Raw genomic sequence first — 19,002 nt, 5'->3', positions numbered from 1 at the left:
TGGTGATGCCCCCATGGATTTCAAAGACTATTACAAGATTCTCGGTGTCGAGCCGACGGCTGACGACAAGGAGATCAAGTCGGCTTATCGCAAGCTGGCGCGTAAATATCACCCGGACGTCAGCAAGGAAAAGGATGCCGAATCCAAGTTCAAGGATGCGTCCGAGGCCTACGAAGCGCTGAAAAGCGCCGACAAGCGCGCCGAATACGACGAATTGCGCAAATACGGCCAGCATGGCCAGCCGTTCCAGGGCCCGCCGGGCTGGCAGAGCCGTGGCGGCTTTGGTGGCGGCCAGGACGCGGGCGACTTTTCGGACTTTTTCAGTTCGATCTTCGGCTCGCGCGGCGATGCTTTCGGTGGCGGCCAGCGCCGTCCTACCGGGCGCAAGGGCCAGGACGTGGAGATGCACCTCACGGTTTCCCTGGAGGAAACCCTGTCCACCGAGTCCAAGCAGATCAGCTTCCAGGTGCCGCAATACGATGCCTCCGGTCGGCATGTGAGCAATACCACCAAAAGCCTGAACGTGAAGATCCCGGCCGGTGTGGCCGATGGCGAGCGCATTCGCCTCAAGGCTCAGGGCGCACCGGGCATCGGTGGCGGGGCCAACGGTGATTTGTACTTGATCATCAAGTTTGCACCCCACCCCAAGTTCGAGGTGGACGGCGAAAACCTGATCATCAACCTGCCGCTGGCACCCTGGGAGTTGGCGCTGGGCACGGAAGTGGCCGTGCCGACCCTCACCGGCAAGATCAACCTCAAGGTGCCTGCCGGCAGCCAGAACGGCCAGCGCATGCGTGCCAAGGGCCATGGCCTGCTGAACAAGGCCGGGCAACGCGGCTACCTGTTCATTCAGCTGAAGGCGGTCATGCCTGCGGCGGGTAACGACGATGTGAAAGCGTTGTGGCAGGAGCTGGCGCAAAAAGCCGCTTTTAACCCACGCGAGCAATTCTGAGGCATACCCTATACCTGTGGTGAGGGCGCAAGCTCCCTCACCACATGGGGCGAAGCTAGAACAGGAAATACCGCTGCGCCATCGGCAACACTTCAGCCGGTTCACACCACAGCAACACCCCATCGGCCTTGACCTGATACGTCTGCGGGTCCACCTCGATATCCGGCAAATAGTCGTTGTGGATCAGGTCCGTTTTCTGCACATCGCGGCAACCCTTGACCACTGCAATCTGCTTTTTCAAACCCAGGGCCTCGGGCAGGCCGGCGGCCTGTGCTGCCTGGCTGATAAACGTCAGGCTGGTGGCGTGCAGGGAGCTGCCGAAGCTGGCGAACATGGGGCGGTAATGCACCGGTTGCGGTGTGGGGATCGAGGCGTTGGCGTCGCCCATCAGGCTCGAAGCGATGGCGCCGCCCTTGAGGATCAGCGTCGGCTTGATGCCAAAGAACGCCGGGCGCCACAGCACCAGGTCGGCCCATTTGCCGACTTCGATGGAGCCGACGATATGGCTAATGCCGTGGGTGATCGCCGGGTTGATGGTGTACTTGGCGATGTAGCGTTTGGCGCGGAAGTTATCGTTGCCCGCGCCGTCGCCCGGCAGGGGGCCACGTTGTTTTTTCATCTTGTCGGCGGTCTGCCAAGTGCGTGTGATCACCTCACCGACACGGCCCATGGCCTGGCTGTCGGAGCTGATCATCGAGAACGCGCCGAGGTCGTGCAGGATGTCTTCGGCGGCGATGGTTTCGCGGCGGATGCGGCTTTCGGCGAAGGCCACGTCTTCGGCAATGCTCGGGTCCAGGTGGTGACACACCATCAGCATGTCCAGATGCTCGTCGATGGTGTTGCGCGTGAACGGCCGCGTCGGGTTGGTGGAGCTGGGCAGCACATTGGGGAAGCCGCAGGCCTTGATGATATCCGGCGCGTGGCCGCCACCGGCGCCTTCGGTGTGGTACGTGTGGATGGTGCGGCCCTTGAGCGCGGCGAGGGTGGTTTCGACGAAGCCCGACTCATTGAGGGTGTCGCTGTGGATCGCCACCTGCACGTCGTAGGCATCGGCGACGCTCAGGCAGTTATCGATGCTCGCCGGCGTTGTGCCCCAGTCTTCGTGCAGCTTCAAGCCGATAGCACCGGCCTTGACCTGCTCGATCAGCGGTTCGGGCAAACTGGCGTTGCCCTTGCCGGTAAAGCCAATGTTCATCGGGAACGAATCGCTGGCCTGCAGCATCCGCGCAAGGTGCCACGGGCCGGAGGTGCAGGTGGTGGCGTTGGTGCCGGTGGCCGGCCCGGTGCCGCCGCCGATCATGGTGGTGACGCCGCTGGTCAGCGCCTCTTCGATCTGCTGTGGGCAAATGAAATGCACATGGGAGTCGATGCCGCCGGCGGTGAGGATCATGCCTTCCCCGGCAATCACTTCGGTGCTGGCGCCGATGGCCATGGTCACGCCGGGCTGGATGTCCGGGTTGCCGGCTTTGCCAATCGCGTGGATGCGGCCATTCTTCAAGCCGACGTCGGCCTTGACGATGCCCCAGTGGTCGATGATCAGTGCATTGGTGATCAGCGTGTCGACCACTTCATGGGCGAGCAATTGGCTCTGGCCCTGGCCGTCGCGGATCACCTTGCCGCCGCCGAATTTGACCTCTTCGCCGTAGACGGTGAAGTCCTGTTCCACTTCGACGAACAGTTCGGTGTCGGCCAGGCGCACCTTGTCACCGACGGTGGGGCCGTACATGTCGGCGTAGGCTTGGCGGGTGATTTTCATGTGTGTGCCCTGAACAATAGGTATGGAATGTGAAATCGCTATCGCAGGCAAGCCAGCTCCCACAGGGGAATGCATTCCAACTGTGGGAGCTGGCTTGCCTGCGATGAGGCCCTAAAGGTCGCCCATGACCCGCCCTGCAAACCCAAATACCCGCCTTGCACCACTCAACTCCACCAACTCCACTTCTCGCCGCTGCCCCGGCTCAAACCGCACCGCCGTGCCCGCCGGAATATTCAGGCGCATGCCACGGCTGGCCGCGCGGTCGAATTGCAGCGCGTCATTGGTCTCGAAAAAGTGGTAATGCGAGCCCACCTGGATCGGGCGGTCGCCGCTGTTGGCCACGCCGAGGGTGAGGGTGCGGCGGCCGACATTCAGTTCGATCTCGCCAGGCTGGATCTGATATTCACCAGGAATCATGCAGGTTGCCCCAGGGTCTTGAAGTAGATGGCGGTCGGGCTGTAGCGCCCGTCCGGGCTTTGGCAATAGTCGGGCAGCTCACCGATCTTGGTGTAGCGCAGCGACTGGTAAAAGGCTTCGGCGCCGGAGCCGGCCTCGGTGTCCAGGTACAGCAGGCCACGCTTGTGCTGGCGCGCGGCGAGTTCCAGGGCATTCATCAATTGTTGGCCCAGGCCATGGCGACGGGCGCTGCTGTGCACCAGCAACTTTTGCACCTCGGCGCGGTTCAGGCCGTTGGCTTTCTGGCACAACGCCAATTGCACGCTGGCGATCACCTGCTCGTCGCGCACCACCACCCACAGCAGCAGGCTGCTGTCCTCGACACCGCCTTGCACGCCGCTAAGGTAGTCCCGGGCCTGGGCCTCATCGAAGTCGGCCATGAAGCCCACCGAAGCGCCATGCTGCACCGCGTCCAGCAACAGTTCGATCAAGCCCCGCCGGTAGTGAGCAAAACTTTCCGCATTGACTCGACGCAGTTGTGCAGCGCTCATCGATGTCACTCCTTGGGCGGTTGTGCGCCCGGGTTCAAAGTCAGTTGCATAAAGGTCAGGTCAAGCCAGCGGCCAAATTTGATACCCACCTGGGGCATTTGCCCGGTGGTGATAAAGCCCAGGCGTTCGTGCAGGCGGATCGAGGCCAGGTTGCCGCTTTCGATGGCCGCGACCATCACATGTTTGCCACCGGTGCGAGCGCGCTCGATCAACGCCGCCATCAGCCCTGGACCGAGGCCTTTGCCGCGCTGGTCGTTGCGCACATACACCGAGTGCTCGACGCTGTAGCGAAAGCCTTCGAAGGGGCGCCAGTCGCCGAACGAGGCGTAACCGGTGACTTCGTTGTTTTCTACAGCGACCAGGATCGGATAGCCCTGGGCCTGGCGCGCACTGAACCAGGCTTGGCGGTTGGCCAGGTCCACCGGTTGCTCGTTCCAGATCGCGGTGGTGTTCAACACCGCGTCGTTGTAGATGGCGCGAATTGCCGGCAGGTCGTGTTCGGTTGCATCACGAATCATGGCCGCGCCTCACGCAATGGGCTGGTGGACGGTGACCAGCTTGGTGCCGTCGGGGAACGTGGCTTCCACCTGGATATCCGGGATCATTTCCGGAATGCCTTCCATCACTTGTTCGCGGCTGAGCAGGGTGGTGCCGTAGTGCATCAGGTCGGCCACGGTGCGGCCATCGCGGGCGCCTTCCATCAAGGCGGCGGAGATATAGGCGATGGTCTCCGGGTAGTTGAGCTTCACCCCGCGCGCCAGGCGCCGCTCGGCGACCAGGCCTGCGGTGAAGATCAGCAGTTTGTCTTTTTCCCGTGGGGTCAGGTCCATGGTTCAGTCCGTCGTAAGGCAATTAAAAGGGCGAGCACTCACCCCTGTAGGAGCGAGCTTGCTCGCGAAAAAACTGAGGGCCCCGCGTGCATTCAGGATGCCCGCGTTATCGTTAACGATCTTCGCGAGCAAGCTCGCTCCTACAGAAGGGCGCATGTTCATGTGCTCCAGATTCTGGGTGATACGGCTTCGCGTCCAAGCATGGCGGGGCGCAATAGCCGCCATAAATCAATCAACCAACCCCGCGCCATCAACGCTTCACTGGCCAAACACCGCGCCACCAGCAAGCCAGGCAATTGGGTCAGGTCACCGCGCACCGCGTGGGGCAGTGAGCGGCATTGTTCCAGTAATTGCGCATCGACTTCACCGGTCACCAGCAACGTGGCAAACACCGGTTGCCCATCCAGCCCGATAGGCGAATCCAGCAACCCATCGGCACCCACAATGCGCTGGCGCTCGTGCCAGAGCAACTGGCCGTCGCGGCGAATGTCCAGGTGCGATTGAAAGTGGCCCAGGTCGAACCGTTCGCCACTGGCCGGGCGGCCCAGGGCGACCACATCCCAGTAGAACAACCGCGCATCGCCCGACAGCTCGACTCGCGTGGTGAGTTCGGCTTGGGCGGCGCTGAACACGATGGTTTCCTGAGGCAGCCATTCCAGGGTCGCGCCGGCTTCGACGGTCAGTTCCAGTTGTTGAAACGCCGGGCCGCTGGCGCGGTACCACTTGGCGGCGCCAGGGCTGGTCAGTTGGGCCCAGGCTCCGGTGCCCACATGGGCGCTGATGTCCAGGCGATCGCCACCAGCAATCCCGCCGGGCGGGTGCACGATGATGTGCTGGCACACCTCGGGGCCTTCGGCGTACAGGTGTTTTTGCACCCGCAGCGGGCCAAGGTGGCGGCGCAGTACCGGGCGCGTGGTGTTGTCGACACGCGCGTAGCCGAGTTCCAGCTCGGCGTGCCAGCTGGGGGTGAACAGGGCAGGGGAAACGGGCAGGTTCATGAGCGTGTGCTTATCGTTAGGAGGCTACAGATTAGATGGTTACCAGCCCGCGCACACCGTCGCTTTCCATATTTTCACCACGGCCCTGCTGCACGATTTCGCCACGGGACATCACCAGGTACTGGTCTGCCAGCTCAGCGGCAAAGTCATAGAACTGCTCCACCAACAGGATCGCCATGTCGCCGCGCGCCGCGAGCTTCTTGATCACCGCGCCGATTTCCTTGATCACCGACGGCTGGATGCCCTCGGTGGGCTCATCGAGAATCAACAGGCGCGGGCGGCTCGCCAGGGCACGGCCAATCGCCAACTGTTGCTGCTGGCCGCCGGACAAGTCACCGCCACGTCGATGCTTCATTTGCAGCAGCACCGGGAACAGTTCGTAGATGAAGGCCGGCACTTCCTTGGCTTCGGAGCCGGGAAAGCGCGACAGGCCCATCAGCAGGTTTTCTTCCACCGTCAGCCGCCCGAATATCTCCCGGCCCTGGGGCACGTAGGCGATGCCGGCATGCACACGCTGGTGCGGCTTGAAACCGGTGATGGCCTTGCCTTCCCAGTTCACCGCGCCTTCCTTGGCCGGCAACAGGCCCATCAGGCACTTGAGCAGGGTGGTCTTACCCACGCCGTTACGCCCGAGCAGGCAGGTGACTTCGCCGATTTTCACATCAAAAGACAGCCCACGCAGGATGTGGCTACCGCCGTAGTATTGGTGCAGCTTGTCGACTTGCAGCATTCTCAAAACCTCCTCAAACCCCTGTAGGAGCGAGCTTGCTCGCGAAAAACCTGAGGGCACCGCGTGCATTCAGGATGCCCGCGTTATCGTTGACGATCTTCGCGAGCAAGCTCGCTCCTACAGGAAAACCATCTTAGCGACCGAGGTAGACCTCGATCACCCGCTCGTTTTCCTGCACCTGCTCCAGCGACCCTTCGGCCAGCACGCTGCCCTGGTGCAACACGGTCACATGGTCGGCAATCGAGCCGACAAACCCCATGTCATGTTCCACCACCATCAACGAGTGCTTCCCGGCCAGGCGCTTGAACAGCTCGGCGGTGAACTCGGTTTCGGCGTCGGTCATGCCTGCCACCGGTTCATCGAGCAGCAACAGTTGCGGGTCTTGCATCAGCAGCATGCCGATTTCCAGGAACTGCTTCTGGCCGTGGGACAGCAAACCGGCGGGGCGATGCACCGAGGCGGTGAGGCGGATGGTGTCGAGCACTTCTGCGATGCGGTCTTTTTGCTCGCCACTCAGGCGCGCACGCAGGCTGGCCCACACCGACTTGTCGGTCTTCTGCGCCAGCTCCAGGTTTTCGAACACGCTCAAGGCTTCGAATACCGTGGGTTTCTGGAACTTGCGCCCGATGCCAGCCTGGGCGATCTGCACTTCGCTCATGCGGGTCAGGTCCAGGGTTTCGCCAAACCAGGCCTTGCCGTGGCTGGGCCGGGTCTTGCCGGTGATCACGTCCATCAGTGTGGTCTTGCCGGCGCCGTTGGGGCCGATGATGCAGCGCAATTCGCCGACGCCGATGTACAGGTTCAGGTCGTTGAGGGCCTTGAAACCGTCGAAGCTGACGCTGATATCTTCCAGGGTCAGAATGGTGCCGTGACGGGTGTTGAGCCCTTTGCCCGCGACCTGGCCGATGCCAATCGCATCGCGGCCGCTGCCTGCGTCGAAAATAGGTTCAAGCATGACGTTCCTCATTTCTTCAGCAGGCCGATAACGCCCTTGGGCAGGTACAGGGTGACGATGATGAACAGCGCCCCCAGGAAGAACAGCCAGTACTCGGGGAAGGCCACGGTGAACCAGCTTTTCATGCCATTGACCACACCGGCGCCGAGCAGCGGCCCGATCAGCGTGCCACGCCCGCCCAGCGCCACCCACACGGCGGCTTCGATGGAGTTGGTCGGTGACATTTCGCTGGGATTGATGATGCCCACCTGCGGCACATACAGCGCGCCGGCAAGGCCGCACAACACCGCGCTCAACACCCACACGAACAGCTTGAAACCGCGTGGGTCGTAACCGCAGAACATCAGGCGGTTCTCGGCATCGCGCAGGGCGGTGAGCACACGGCCGAACTTGCTCTTCGCCAGGCGCCAGCCGATGTAGAGGCTGGCCACCAGCAACAGCACCGTGGCGATAAACAACACCGCCCGCGTGCCCGGTTCAGTGATGCCAAAACCGAGGATGCTGCGAAAATTGGTAAAGCCGTTGTTGCCGCCGAACCCGGTCTCGTTGCGAAAGAACAACAGCATCCCGGCGAACGTCAGGGCCTGGGTCATGATCGAGAGATACACGCCCTTGATCCGCGAGCGGAAGGCGAAGAAACCGAACACCAACGCCAGCACACCGGGGGCCAGTACCACCAGGCACAACGCCCAGAGGAAATGGTCGGTGCCGGCCCAGTACCAGGGCAATTCGGTCCAGGACAAAAAGGTCATGAACGCCGGCAACTCATCGCCCGACGCCTGGCGCATCAAGTACATGCCCATGGCGTAGCCGCCCAGGGCGAAGAACAAACCGTGGCCCAGGGATAACATTCCGGCGTAACCCCACACCAGGTCGAGCGCCAGGGCGACGATGGCGTAGCAGAGAATCTTGCCCACCAGGGTCAAGGTGTAGGCCGACACATGCAGCGGGTTGTCGGCAGACAATAGCGAACACAGGGGCAACGCCAGCAGCAGGAGCAGGATGACCGCACCGACTGCAATCGTGACTTTGGGGCCGGCCTTTTGCGTGGCCGTAAGCATCAATGGCTGGTTCATCAGTCGATCACCCGTCCTTTCAGTGCGAAGAGTCCTTGCGGGCGTTTCTGGATAAACAGAATGATCAGCGCGAGGATCAGGATCTTGCCGAGCACGGCGCCGATCTGGGGTTCGAGGATCTTGTTGGCGATCCCCAGGCCAAAGGCGGCCATGACACTGCCGGCCAACTGGCCGACGCCGCCGAGCACCACCACCAGGAACGAGTCGATGATGTAGCTCTGGCCCAGGTCCGGGCCGACGTTGCCGATCTGGCTCAGCGCCACGCCGCCTAAACCTGCGATACCGGAGCCGAGGCCAAAGGCGAGCATGTCCACGCGCCCGGTGGGCACGCCGCAGCAGGCCGCCATGTTGCGGTTCTGGGTGACGGCGCGCACGTTCAGACCCAGGCGCGTCTTGTTCAGCAGCAGCCAGGTGAGCACCACCACGAACAGCGCAAAGGCAATGATGACGATGCGGTTGTACGGCAGCACCAGGTTGGGCAGCACCTGGATGCCGCCGGACAGCCAGGCCGGGTTCGACACTTCGACGTTCTGCGCGCCGAACACCAGGCGCACCAGCTGGATCAGCATCAGGCTGATGCCCCAGGTGGCGAGCAGGGTTTCCAGCGGGCGGCCGTACAGGTGACGGATGACTGTGCGTTCCAGCGCCATGCCGATGGCCGCAGTGACAAAGAACGCCACCGGCAACGCGATCAACGGGTAGAACTCGATGGCCTGGGGCACATAGCGCTGCATCATCAACTGCACCACATAGGTGGAGTAAGCGCCGAGCATCAGCATCTCGCCGTGGGCCATGTTGATCACGCCGAGCAGGCCGAAGGTGATCGCCAGGCCCAGGGCCGCCAGCAGCAGGATCGAGCCTAGAGACATGCCGCTGAACGCCTGGCCGAGGATTTCACCCATCATCAGTTTGCGTTTGACCTGGGCCAGGCTGGTTTCAGCAGCGGTATGCACGGCCGCGTCGGCTTCCACGCCGGGTGCCAGCAGCGCTTCCAGGCGCGTGCGCGCGAGCGGGTCGCCGGTGCTGCCGAGCAAGCGCACGGCCGCCAGGCGCACCACCGGGTCGGGGTCGACCAGTTGCAGGTTGGCCAGGGCCAGGCTGAGGGCGCTGTGCACCTGCTCATCCGTCTCGGCGGCGACCTGCTGGTCGAGGAATTTCAGTTGTGCAGGCACTGCGCTTTTTTGCAGGGTGCGCGCAGCCTCCAGGCGCACCTTGGGGTCGGCGGCGAGCAGTTGCTGGCTGGCTTGCACGTTATTGATCAAGCCGCGCAGGCGGTTGTTCAGGCGCACGGTCTTGGTTTCGCCATTGAGCGTGAGTTGGCCTTGCTCAAGGGCATCCACCAACTCGATACGCGTTGGGTCGGGTTGGGCGGCCCAGTCCTGCAGGAGTTTGGCTTGCTGCACCGGGTTGGCGGCAAGGAAGTCTTCGGCGTCGCTGGCGTGTGCGCCAAAGGGCAGCAACAACAGCAGCGCGAGGATGAGGCGGTGGAGGGCAGTGGGCATAGCAAAATGTCCTGATTATGCGCGGTCAAACTGTGGGAGCGGGCTTGCTCGCGAATGCGGTGTGTCAGTCAGCACATTTGTCACTGATTTACCGCATTCGCGAGCAAGCCCGCTCCCACATTTGATCTGTGTTGGGCTTTAGTTGCTCTTCACCGCGTAGTCCGGCTTCTTGTCATTGCCCGGGATGTAGGGGCTCCACGGCTGTGCACGAATCGGCGCTTCGGTCTGCCACACCACCGAGAACTGCCCGTCGGCCTGGATCTCACCGATCATCACCGGCTTGTGCAGGTGGTGGTTGGTCTTGTCCATGGTCAGGGTGAAGCCCGACGGCGCGGCGAAGGTCTGGCCGCCCAGGGCTTCACGCACTTTGTCGACGTCGGTGGACTTGGCTTTTTCCGCCGCCTGCGCCCACATATGAATGCCCACATAGGTGGCTTCCATCGGGTCGTTGGTCACGGCTTTGTCGGCGCCCGGCAGGTTGTGTTTCTTGGCGTAGGCTTTCCAGTCGGCCACGAACTTCTGGTTCACCGGGTTCTCCACCGACTGGAAGTAGTTCCAGGCCGCGAGGTTGCCCACCAACGGCTTGGTGTCGATGCCACGCAGTTCTTCTTCACCCACCGAGAACGCCACCACCGGGACCTCGGTGGCTTTCAAGCCTTGGTTGGCCAGCTCTTTGTAGAACGGCACGTTGGAGTCGCCGTTGACGGTGGAGACCACAGCCGTCTTGCCACCGGCGGAGAACTTCTTGATGTTGGCAACGATGGTCTGGTAATCGGCGTGGCCGAACGGGGTGTAGACCTCTTCGATATCTTTATCCGCCACGCCTTTGGAATGCAGGAACGAGCGCAGGATCTTGTTGGTGGTGCGCGGGTACACGTAGTCGGTGCCGAGCAGGAAGAAACGCTTGGCGCTGCCGCCTTCTTCGCTCATCAGGTATTCCACCGCCGGGATCGCCTGCTGGTTCGGCGCCGCACCGGTATAGAACACGTTGGGCGACATTTCTTCGCCTTCGTACTGCACCGGGTAGAACAGCAAGCCGTTGAGTTCTTCGAACACCGGCAACACCGATTTACGCGACACCGAGGTCCAGCAGCCGAACACCACGGCGACCTTGTCCTGGGTCAGCAGTTGCCGGCCTTTCTCGGCGAACAGCGGCCAGTTGGACGCCGGGTCTACCACCACCGGTTCGAGCATCTTGCCGTTCACCCCGCCTTTGGCGTTGATCTCGTCGATGGTCATCAGCGCCATGTCTTTGAGCGAGGTTTCGGAGATCGCCATGGTCCCGGACAACGAGTGCAGGATGCCGACCTTGATGGTCTCGGCGGCCTGGACGGTCCAGGTCAAACCCATGGCGGCAATGGATGCCGACAAAGTGAAAGCCTTGATCAAGCTGCGACGCTTCATGGTGCGATCTCCGTGTACCGATAATTGTTGTGGGGCAGATACACACGGCTTTGCAAGGGCTGTGCCTGCTACGCCAGACACGGGTTTACCGGCGGGTTCAGGAGGTAAAGCCGCTGCGTGGCGCACCAGGTTGGCGCCACGCAGGCCGTTGAGTGCACGGCAGGCTTCAAAATAGGGCGTTGCGCGACAATGCTTCAGGCGGTTGCGCTAATGCGTGACAGCAGCAAGCGATCCAGCGCCCATACCAGGACCAACGAAGCCCCTACCAACGGGAAAATGATCGCAAGCCCAAGCATGATCGCCATCGCGGTTTTCCATTTCGGCAAGTCATGACGCAGCGGCGGCACGCCCAGTCCGCCTTGTGGCCGGCGCTTCCACCAGATCACCATGCCGCTGACCGCGCTGAGCAGGATCATCAGGCAGATCACCAGCACGATCAGTTGGTTGACCCAGCCGAACATTTTGCCCTCGTGCAGCATCACGCCGGTCTCGGTGGCGCGTGCGACCAGGTTGTAATGATCCCAACGCACATCGGCCAGGACTTTGCCGGTGTACTGGTCCACGTGCAGGGTGGCGTCGTTGCGCGGGTCGTCGGCGAACACCGCGACGGTGAATACACCGGTGGCGGTGGTGGGGAAGGTGATGCTGTAGCCGGGCTCGACCTTGCGCGCATTGGCCAGGTCGACCACCTGTTGCAGGCGTACGGTGGGTGCAGCCGGGCCTGCGTGCATCGCGCCGTGATTCATATGCTCGGCGTGGTCGCCGGACATCGGCATAGGGGTGTTTTCCAGGGCCCAGGGCACGGTTTGCTGGGTGGCGGTGTTGAGCACACGGGCTTGCTGGTCGGACTGCGGCACGTTGTTCCACATCGCTGCCGGGAAGGTGTTCCACAGGTCGGCGTATTGCTTGCCCCAGAAGCCGGTCCAGGTCATGCCGCTGAGCAGCATCACCAGCAGGAACGCCGCGCCCCAGAACCCGGCGACAGCGTGCAGGTCGCGCCAGAACAAGCGGCCACGGTTGCCGAAGCGCGGCCACAACACCCCGGCCGAAGACTTGCCCCGCGGCCACCACAGGTACAGGCCGGACACTACCAGCATCACGCCCCAGCCAGCGGCGAGTTCGATCAGGCGATCACCGACGGTGCCGATCATCAGCTCGCCGTGCAGGGCGCGGACGATGGCTTGCAGGTTGTTGTTTGCGTCTTGCTCACCGAGGACGGTGCCGCGATAGGGGTCGATGAACACTGTCACTTCGTGGGCGTCGTTGCGTATCACGAACTGCGCACTGCGAGTGGCGTCGGCAGGCGGCAGGTATTTGCTGATCGCGGCGTGAGGGTAGGCGGCCTGGGCGCGCTGCAGTTGCTCATCGGCGCTCAGCGCGTGTTCGGCGGCGGGCACGGTAAGCAGGTGGCCGTACATCAGCGGGTCGAGTTGGGGTTTGAACAGGTAGATGATGCCGGTGAGGGCCAGCAGCACCATGAAGGGGGCGACGAAGAGGCCGGCGTAGAAATGCCAGCGCCAGGCCAGGTTGTAGAAGGAAATTTTTTGTGTGGTCATCAGGGGCTCCGCAAGGCTTGTTATGTGTTGGGTCGTGAGCGCTGAAAACTGTAGGAGCGGGCTTGCCCGCGAAAAACCTGAGCGCGCTGCGTTATCGTTGACGTTTTTCGCGAGCAAGCTCGCTCCTACAGGGCTCTGTTTAGAAGCTCATGTCCACCTTGGTCCAGAGCGTACGCCCCGGTTCCTTGATGGCCTGCGGGTCGTTGGCTGGGTAACCGAAGCCTGCGTTACCGGCTAGGTTCAAGTGCTCGGCATAAGCCTTGCCGAACAGGTTGTCGACTCCGGTACTGACCTTGAAGTGCTTGTTGATGCGGTATGCCGCGTTCAGCGAGAACACGCCAAAGCCGCCACTTTTGTCGTAGTCCTTGCCGACCACGTTGCCCTTGTTCGGGTCGATGCGGTGTTGCGCAGCAACTACCCGCCACAATGCACCAGCGCTCCAATCGTCTTCGCTGTAGGTCAGGCCCAGGCGCGTGTCCAGCGGTGGCATTTGTGGCAGGGCCTTGCCGTCGCTGCTGTTCTTGCCCCAGGCATAGGCCAGGCTGGCGTCGGCTTTCCAGTGTTGGCTCAGCTTGTACGCCGCGCCCACTTCGCCGCCCATGATGCGTGCGTCTACATTGCGCGCCTGGGAGGTGGTGCCCATCATGCCGGGCCTGTAGTCGAACAGAATGAAGTCGCGCACCTGGCCGACGTAGCCCGAGGCCCAGGCTTCCAGGTCGGCGCTCTTGTATTGGGCACCGAAGTCGAGCTGGGTGGTTTTCTCCGGTTTCACGCCGTCGAAGGCATTCACCGAACCGCCCGCGCCGGTGTTGGGGGAAAACAGTTCCCAGTAATCCGGGAAACGTTGCGCGTGGCCCAGGCCGGCATACAGCGTGGTGGGGCTGTCCGCCAGGTCGTGTTCATAGCGCACAAAGCCCGAGGGCAACGTATCGGCGCGGGTGTCGCCGGCAGTCGGGTTCGGGCGCGACATCATTCCCGAGCCGGTGCGTTGACGGAAGTCCTTGGCCGAGGCGCGGTCCAGGCGTGCGCCGGTGATCAGGCGATCATTGTCGGCGGCGTACCAGGTCAGTTCGCCGAACACACCGTAGTTGTGGAAATTGGCGTCCTTGTTACGCGGCGCATCCTTATAGGTGTCGATGCCCATGCCGCTGCGCGCACGGTGTTCATTGGTCTGTGCATCCAGGCCGCTGATCAATTGCACATCGGCCCAGCGCCAGGTCGCCTTGATACGTGCGCCGAGGGTGCGGCGGTCGACGTTGGACGCCATGGGCCCCGCCATCCTGCCGGTGCCCGAAGGGACGCGCAGGCTGTAGTTGTCCATCACATGGTCGGCGTAGTTGTAGTAGACCTGGGCCTCGACCTTATCCAGCACCTCGCCGATATTGGACTTCTCGAAACGCAGCCCCAGGCTTTCGCGCAGGAACTGCGAGCCATCCATGCCGCGCCCGGTGTAGCGCGCCTCGCCGTCGCCACGCCCGGCGGTGAGTTCCAGCAGGGTGTCGGCGTCGGGCGTGAAACCCACGGCCACGTCACCGTTCCACTTGTCATAGCGCGAGGCGACGGTGTCGTTGTTGCCGTCCTTGTAATCGTCGGCATGGGACTGGTTGCCGATCACCCGCACGTAGCCCAATGGGCCGCCGGCAGCGGCATCGATGACCTTGTCGAAGCGCCCGTTGGAGCCGGCCAATACGCTGGCGTTGACCCGCGTGCCCAGCTCGCCGAACTGCTCCGGCTCACGCTCGAACAGGATGGTGCCCGCTGACGCGCCAGGGCCCCAGAGCACGGTTTGCGGGCCTTTGATCACGGTGAGCTTGTCGTAGGTTTCCGGCGAAATATACGAAGTTGGCGCATCCATGCGGCCCGGGCAGGCGCCGAGCATCATGCCGCCGTTGGTGAGGATATTCAGGCGCGAGCCGAACATGCCGCGCAGCACCGGGTCGCCATTGGTGCCGCCGTTGCGCACCAGGGCGAAGCCGGGGATGGTCTTGAGGTAGTCGCCGCCATCGCTGGCGGGCACCGGTTGGCGTGGGTCTTTGGGGTTGGTGACCACGGTCAGCGGCGAGCTGGGGGCAATCGCGGTGATGACCGTGGGGCTCAGCTCATGCTCGTCGGCGTGAGCGTGGGCAGCCAATAGTGCGCCGCATAACGCGGTGAGCAGGGCAGTACTTCCCAAACGGGTGTCAGCAGAAAACCTGGACATGAAAAATTCCATCAATCAATCGTAAACAACACGGCCAGCAGCCTGCGGCTGTCTGTCTAAAGTCGGCCGGGGTGAAGTAACGCGGTGAAGGGCTTACGAAACGATGGGCGGCGCACGGCTACGGGCGCCGGGGAAGATGCTCTGCCGGGCATGGCCCAGGCGCGTGGCGGGGGTGAGGGCGTTGGCGGGCGGCGGGGTGCCGAGGGCCACGAACGACACACTGCCGGGCAGGGCCGGGCAGCTGAATAGCAGGTCGCAATAGCCGCACTTGGCCCAGAGTGCGTGGTGTTCGGCGGGGGCTTTGGTGTGATGGGATTCGCCGTGGTCGCTCGGCATCTCCATGGGCATTTCCATGGACATACCGGCGTGATGATCCATCGGCATCGCCTGGGAAATCAGCGGACCGATAAAGATCATCAGCATGGCGAACAGGCTGATCCAACTGCCGCGCTTCACGCGGTAGTGGGGAGACAACCTGGCGCGAGGGGCGCCCATCGAGGTTGGCTTACTGAGCGTGCATATGCTCGTGGCCAGCCATCGGTGGTGCTTTGTGCACCGACACTTGCACCTCGACCTTGCCGGCTTTCTCGAAGGTCAGGGTAAGCGGGAATTGCTTACCATCGGCCAGCAGGCTGCGGTCCTTGAGGCCCAGCAACATCACGTGATAGGCCATCGGTGCGAAGGTCAGCTCACCCTTGGCCGGTACGGCGACGCTGGGCACTTGTTGCATCTTCATCAAGTCGCCCTGCATTACATGTTCATGCAGCTCGGCTTTTTCGGCGACGCTGGTTTCAACGCTGAGCAGGCGATCCGGGGTAGCCCCGGTGTTATGAATCACAAAATAGGCCGCGACGGTGGGCGCATTCGGCGGCAATTCCTGGGACCAGGGATTGCTGACCTCCAGGTCGCCGGCCTTGTAGTCCTCGGCATTGGCAGCACTGAACACCGGCAGCAGCAACGCAGCCAGAAGCAGGGAAGATTTGAGCATGGCAGTTCTCCAGAACGGTTCTAAACGCAGTTCACTTGCGAAGAAAATCAGACCGTTGGAGAGGCGCGAGGGTTAAGGCTTGGCCATTGCTGGCGCGGGGTGGGATTGCGCAATAAGCGCGGCGGCAGGCTCTGCACCGCCTCGAAGCGTGTCACATACAACTGCGGCACATGCCCCGGCAACGCCACCAACGGCGCCGAACCCGAGCAACACCAGCAATGCTGCATAGCCGAGTGATCATCCGGCGGCGCCGGGATTTCCAGCTTGCCCAGGGCAATCGCCTTGAGGCTGGCACCATTGGACGAACAGAACCCGCCCCACATCAGACGCTTGATCGGGTCATCCGTCTGCTGCATCGCACTGGCCAACGGCATGGCAAACGCATTGAACAGCACTGCAAGGCAGGCGATCCAGGCAATTGCAAAGCGTTGACGGGCCATGGCGGATAATCCGTAGGGTTAAACGATCAGGCGGGTATTTAGCCTGATCGAGGGGGATAAGTAAAAAGGGCGGGTGTGGTTTGGTGTCGCAGTGGTTCAGACGGCCGTGGCGTGGAGCTTGAGGCCCAGAGCCTTCATGACTTTCATGATAGTCGCGAATTCGGGATTGCCCGTGCTGGAGAGGGCTTTGTACAGACTTTCTCGTCCGAGGCCGGCGTCGCGGGCTATTTGGGTCATGCCTTGGGCGCGGGCGATATTGTTGAGCGCTGAGCGAATCAGCAATCCGTCACCGGCGTCCTCCTCGAAAGAGGCTTCGAGATACTCCGCCATGTCCTCTGGGGTCGTCAGATGCTCGGCTATATCGAAATCTTTAAATTGAGTCATGGGTCACTCCTTTTTCTCAAATTCATCTGCAATTTCTTTAGCACGCTCGATGTCACGTTTTTGCGTTGACGAAATGTTGAGGATCATCGCCATGGGCTGCGCGTCTCAGTAGTCAGCGGGTTCCGGTGCGTCTGTAGGTAACTTCTCATGGAACCTTTGCACAGTTGATTGAGCTAGCGCCTTTGCTGGCTGATCCACTACCGCCGTCTGATAACGCAATTCCAAAGTGTGGGAGCGGGCTTGCTCGCGAAAGCGGTGTGTCAGTCGCTGGCTGTTTTGGCCGACACACTGCCTTCGCGAGCATGCCCGCTCCCACATTGGATAGGTGGTGTTTAGAAAAGGGTGATTGCCTGTAGCAACGCTGGCACTGCCGTAAACTCTCGATCCACTGCCGCCAACACCGGCCGCTTCAACACCAACACCGGCACCCCCCGCTCACGCGCCACTTCCAGCTTCGGCTCGGTGGCGGTGCTGCCGCTGTTCTTGCTGATCAGCACATCAATCCGCCGTTCTTGGAATAAGGCCCGCTCGTCCGCGATGAGGAACGGCCCGCGTGCGCCGATCACTTCACAGCGCTCGTTGCCCGGATACACATCCAGCGCGCGCAAGGTCCAGAACTGCTCGGCGGGGATTTCGTCGAGGTGCTGCAAGGGTTCGCGACCCAAGGTGAACAGCGGGCGCTTGAAGGGTTTGAGCGCTTCGACCAACTCGGCCCAGTCAGCGACCTCGCGCCAATCATCCTCCGGCTGTGGCTGCCACGCCGGGCGTCGCAATGCCCAGCAAGGTACATCGCTCAATCGCGCCGCGTGGGCCGCGTTTTGGCTGATCTGCGCTGCATACGGATGGGTGGCATCAAGGATCAGGCTGATACGTTCTTCACGAATAAACTGCGCTAAGCCTTCAGCGCCTCCGTAACCCCCGACGCGAACCTGGCAGTTCAGGTCGGTTGGTACGCGGCCCACGCCGGCCAGGCTGTAGATATGCTGCGGCCCCAAGGTGCGGGCGATGGCCAGCGCTTCGGTGACGCCGCCCAGTAAAAGAATCCTTTTCATAACGGTTTGATCACTTCCAGCAACGTGATCGGCAGCGCCTGGCGCCAGGTATCGAACTCGCCTAATGGCTGGGCCTGGGCGACGTGGATGCGGGTCAGTTCGCCGCCATGTTGGGCGCGCCAGTTCATCAAGGTCATTTCGCTTTGCAGGGTCACGGCATTGGCAACTAGCCGACCACCGGGGCGCAGGTGTTGCCAGCAGGTGTCGAGCACGCCGTCGCGGGTGACACCGCCGCCGATGAAGATGGCGTCCGGTGTTTCCAGGCCGGTTAACGCCTCCGGCGCCTTGCCACGCACCAGTTGCAGGCCGGGCACGCCGAGGGCGTCGCGGTTGTGTTCGATCAGGCCCTGGCGGCCGGTGTCGGCTTCAATCGCCAAGGCGCGACAGCTGGGATGGGTGCGCATCCATTCAATACCGATGGAGCCGCTGCCCGCGCCCACGTCCCATAACAGTTCGCCCGGCATGGGCGCGAGGCGGGCGAGGGTCATGGCGCGCACATCGCGTTTGGTCAGTTGGCCGTCGTGTTTGAAGGCCGAGTCCGGCAAGCCGGCAAGACGCGACAGGCGCGGTGCGTTGGCATCTGCCAGGCAGTCAATGGCGACCAGGTTCAAATCGGCAACCGCAGGGTGCTCCCACGCTTGCGCGTGCCCGTCGATACGCCGTTCAGCCGGGCCGCCCAAGTGTTCAAACACACGGATGCGGCTGGGGCCAAAACCACGCTCGGCCAACAACGCGGCAATCAGGGCGGGGCTGCTGCCGTCATTGCTCAATACCAACAAGCGCACGCCACTGGCCAGGTGTGCGTTGATCGCCGCCAAGGGCCGCGCCACCACCGACAATGTCACCACCTCCTGCAACGGCCAGCCCAAGCGTGCCGCCGCCAGGGATACCGACGAGGGCGCGGGCAAAATCGTCAACTCCTCAGCCGCCACGTGCCGGGCCAGGCTGGCGCCGACGCCATAGAACATCGGGTCGCCACTGGCCAGGACGCACACAGGCTCCCCGCGCCGTGACAACACCGGCTCCAGGGAAAACGGGCTCGGCCACAGCTGGCGCTCGCCACCCAGACACAGCGGCAGCAGGTCCAACTGGCGCTGAGCACCTATAATCCGCGTGGCGCGCAGCAAGGCATGCCGGGCATTCCTGCCCAGGCCTTTGAAGCCGTCTTCACCGATGCCTACAACCGTCAGCCAGGGCGACATATCAATTCCTTGAACGACATCCGACGGGCA

20 protein-coding genes and 1 pseudogene are annotated in these 19,002 nt (G+C 62.5%); 1 reads left to right on the top strand and 20 read right to left on the bottom strand.

Annotated features, from left to right (window positions below):
* Positions 1 to 13: 13 nt before the first annotated feature.
* A complete protein-coding gene (locus tag CRN80_RS05470) occupies positions 14 to 952 on the top strand; it encodes a DnaJ C-terminal domain-containing protein (protein WP_098949709.1) in 939 nt (312 codons plus the stop codon).
* A gap of 55 nt (positions 953 to 1,007) precedes the next feature.
* Here CRN80_RS05470 and ureC read toward each other — a convergent pair whose 3' ends face one another.
* The 20 genes and pseudogenes from ureC to cbiE form a co-directional block, all read right to left on the bottom strand.
* Positions 1,008 to 2,708, bottom strand: a complete 1,701-nt coding sequence (gene ureC / locus CRN80_RS05465) for an urease subunit alpha (RefSeq protein WP_032893788.1) — start codon at positions 2,706 to 2,708, stop codon at positions 1,008 to 1,010.
* Positions 2,709 to 2,819: 111 nt separating this feature from the next.
* On the bottom strand, positions 2,820 to 3,125 hold the full coding sequence (locus tag CRN80_RS05460) for an urease subunit beta (RefSeq protein ID WP_032893787.1): 306 nt from the start codon (positions 3,123 to 3,125) through the stop codon (positions 2,820 to 2,822).
* Entirely contained in the window at positions 3,122 to 3,655 is a 534-nt protein-coding gene (locus tag CRN80_RS05455) for a GNAT family N-acetyltransferase (protein ID WP_098949708.1), read from the bottom strand. Before CRN80_RS05455 ends, CRN80_RS05460 begins: the two co-directional genes overlap by 4 nt.
* Before the next feature lie 5 nt (positions 3,656 to 3,660).
* The gene (locus tag CRN80_RS05450; protein ID WP_098949707.1) at positions 3,661 to 4,173 is read right to left on the bottom strand and encodes a GNAT family N-acetyltransferase; all 513 of its coding nucleotides are present in this window, start codon (positions 4,171 to 4,173) and stop codon (positions 3,661 to 3,663) included.
* Positions 4,174 to 4,182: 9 nt separating this feature from the next.
* Positions 4,183 to 4,485 carry an urease subunit gamma gene (gene ureA / locus CRN80_RS05445; RefSeq protein WP_003171437.1) on the bottom strand — a complete coding sequence of 101 codons (303 nt, stop codon included), beginning with the start codon at positions 4,483 to 4,485 and terminating at the stop codon, positions 4,183 to 4,185.
* A 158-nt stretch (positions 4,486 to 4,643) separates the two neighbouring features.
* Positions 4,644 to 5,483: an urease accessory protein UreD gene (locus tag CRN80_RS05440; protein WP_098949706.1), complete on the bottom strand. Its 840-nt coding sequence runs from the start codon at positions 5,481 to 5,483 to the stop codon at positions 4,644 to 4,646.
* 31 nt (positions 5,484 to 5,514) lie between these two features.
* Positions 5,515 to 6,213, bottom strand: a complete 699-nt coding sequence (urtE, locus tag CRN80_RS05435; protein WP_032893783.1) for an urea ABC transporter ATP-binding subunit UrtE — start codon at positions 6,211 to 6,213, stop codon at positions 5,515 to 5,517.
* A gap of 22 nt (positions 6,214 to 6,235) precedes the next feature.
* Positions 6,236 to 6,322: pseudogene (locus CRN80_RS31495) on the bottom strand (outer membrane lipoprotein carrier protein LolA); the annotation flags it as partial.
* A gap of 24 nt (positions 6,323 to 6,346) precedes the next feature.
* Complete coding sequence (urtD, locus tag CRN80_RS05430) at positions 6,347 to 7,180, bottom strand: urea ABC transporter ATP-binding protein UrtD (RefSeq protein ID WP_169918267.1); 834 nt, start codon at positions 7,178 to 7,180, stop codon at positions 6,347 to 6,349.
* Positions 7,177 to 8,244: an urea ABC transporter permease subunit UrtC gene (gene urtC, locus CRN80_RS05425; protein ID WP_098949705.1), complete on the bottom strand. Its 1,068-nt coding sequence runs from the start codon at positions 8,242 to 8,244 to the stop codon at positions 7,177 to 7,179. Before urtC ends, urtD begins: the two co-directional genes overlap by 4 nt.
* Positions 8,244 to 9,746 (bottom strand): urea ABC transporter permease subunit UrtB, encoded by a 1,503-nt coding sequence (gene urtB, locus CRN80_RS05420; RefSeq protein WP_044271067.1) that lies wholly within the window; start codon positions 9,744 to 9,746, stop codon positions 8,244 to 8,246. The genes urtC and urtB overlap by 1 nt, the downstream gene beginning before the upstream one ends.
* Before the next feature lie 138 nt (positions 9,747 to 9,884).
* Positions 9,885 to 11,150: an urea ABC transporter substrate-binding protein gene (urtA, locus tag CRN80_RS05415; protein ID WP_003188149.1), complete on the bottom strand. Its 1,266-nt coding sequence runs from the start codon at positions 11,148 to 11,150 to the stop codon at positions 9,885 to 9,887.
* Positions 11,151 to 11,344: 194 nt separating this feature from the next.
* The gene (locus CRN80_RS05410; protein WP_098949704.1) at positions 11,345 to 12,706 is read right to left on the bottom strand and encodes a PepSY domain-containing protein; all 1,362 of its coding nucleotides are present in this window, start codon (positions 12,704 to 12,706) and stop codon (positions 11,345 to 11,347) included.
* A gap of 139 nt (positions 12,707 to 12,845) precedes the next feature.
* Complete coding sequence (locus CRN80_RS05405; protein WP_098949703.1) at positions 12,846 to 14,906, bottom strand: TonB-dependent copper receptor; 2,061 nt, start codon at positions 14,904 to 14,906, stop codon at positions 12,846 to 12,848.
* Positions 14,907 to 14,999: 93 nt separating this feature from the next.
* Entirely contained in the window at positions 15,000 to 15,401 is a 402-nt protein-coding gene (locus tag CRN80_RS05400) for a DUF2946 domain-containing protein (RefSeq protein ID WP_098949702.1), read from the bottom strand.
* 10 nt (positions 15,402 to 15,411) lie between these two features.
* Entirely contained in the window at positions 15,412 to 15,894 is a 483-nt protein-coding gene (locus CRN80_RS05395) for a copper chaperone PCu(A)C (RefSeq protein ID WP_069558192.1), read from the bottom strand.
* Positions 15,895 to 15,941: 47 nt separating this feature from the next.
* Complete coding sequence (locus CRN80_RS05390; RefSeq protein ID WP_003188156.1) at positions 15,942 to 16,334, bottom strand: DUF2946 domain-containing protein; 393 nt, start codon at positions 16,332 to 16,334, stop codon at positions 15,942 to 15,944.
* A 96-nt stretch (positions 16,335 to 16,430) separates the two neighbouring features.
* Complete coding sequence (locus CRN80_RS05385) at positions 16,431 to 16,718, bottom strand: addiction module antidote protein (protein ID WP_032893775.1); 288 nt, start codon at positions 16,716 to 16,718, stop codon at positions 16,431 to 16,433.
* 332 nt (positions 16,719 to 17,050) lie between these two features.
* On the bottom strand, positions 17,051 to 17,770 hold the full coding sequence (locus CRN80_RS05375; protein ID WP_098949700.1) for a cobalt-precorrin-6A reductase: 720 nt from the start codon (positions 17,768 to 17,770) through the stop codon (positions 17,051 to 17,053).
* Complete coding sequence (cbiE, locus tag CRN80_RS05370) at positions 17,767 to 18,972, bottom strand: precorrin-6y C5,15-methyltransferase (decarboxylating) subunit CbiE (RefSeq protein WP_098949699.1); 1,206 nt, start codon at positions 18,970 to 18,972, stop codon at positions 17,767 to 17,769. The genes CRN80_RS05375 and cbiE overlap by 4 nt, the downstream gene beginning before the upstream one ends.
* Between the last annotated feature and the right edge of the window lie 30 nt (positions 18,973 to 19,002).

This window comes from Pseudomonas sp. FDAARGOS_380, from assembly GCF_002591235.1.
In the GTDB taxonomy this organism is placed as follows: Bacteria; Pseudomonadota; Gammaproteobacteria; order Pseudomonadales; family Pseudomonadaceae; genus Aquipseudomonas; species Aquipseudomonas salmasensis.
This window is presented reverse-complemented; position numbering and strand designations above follow the sequence as displayed.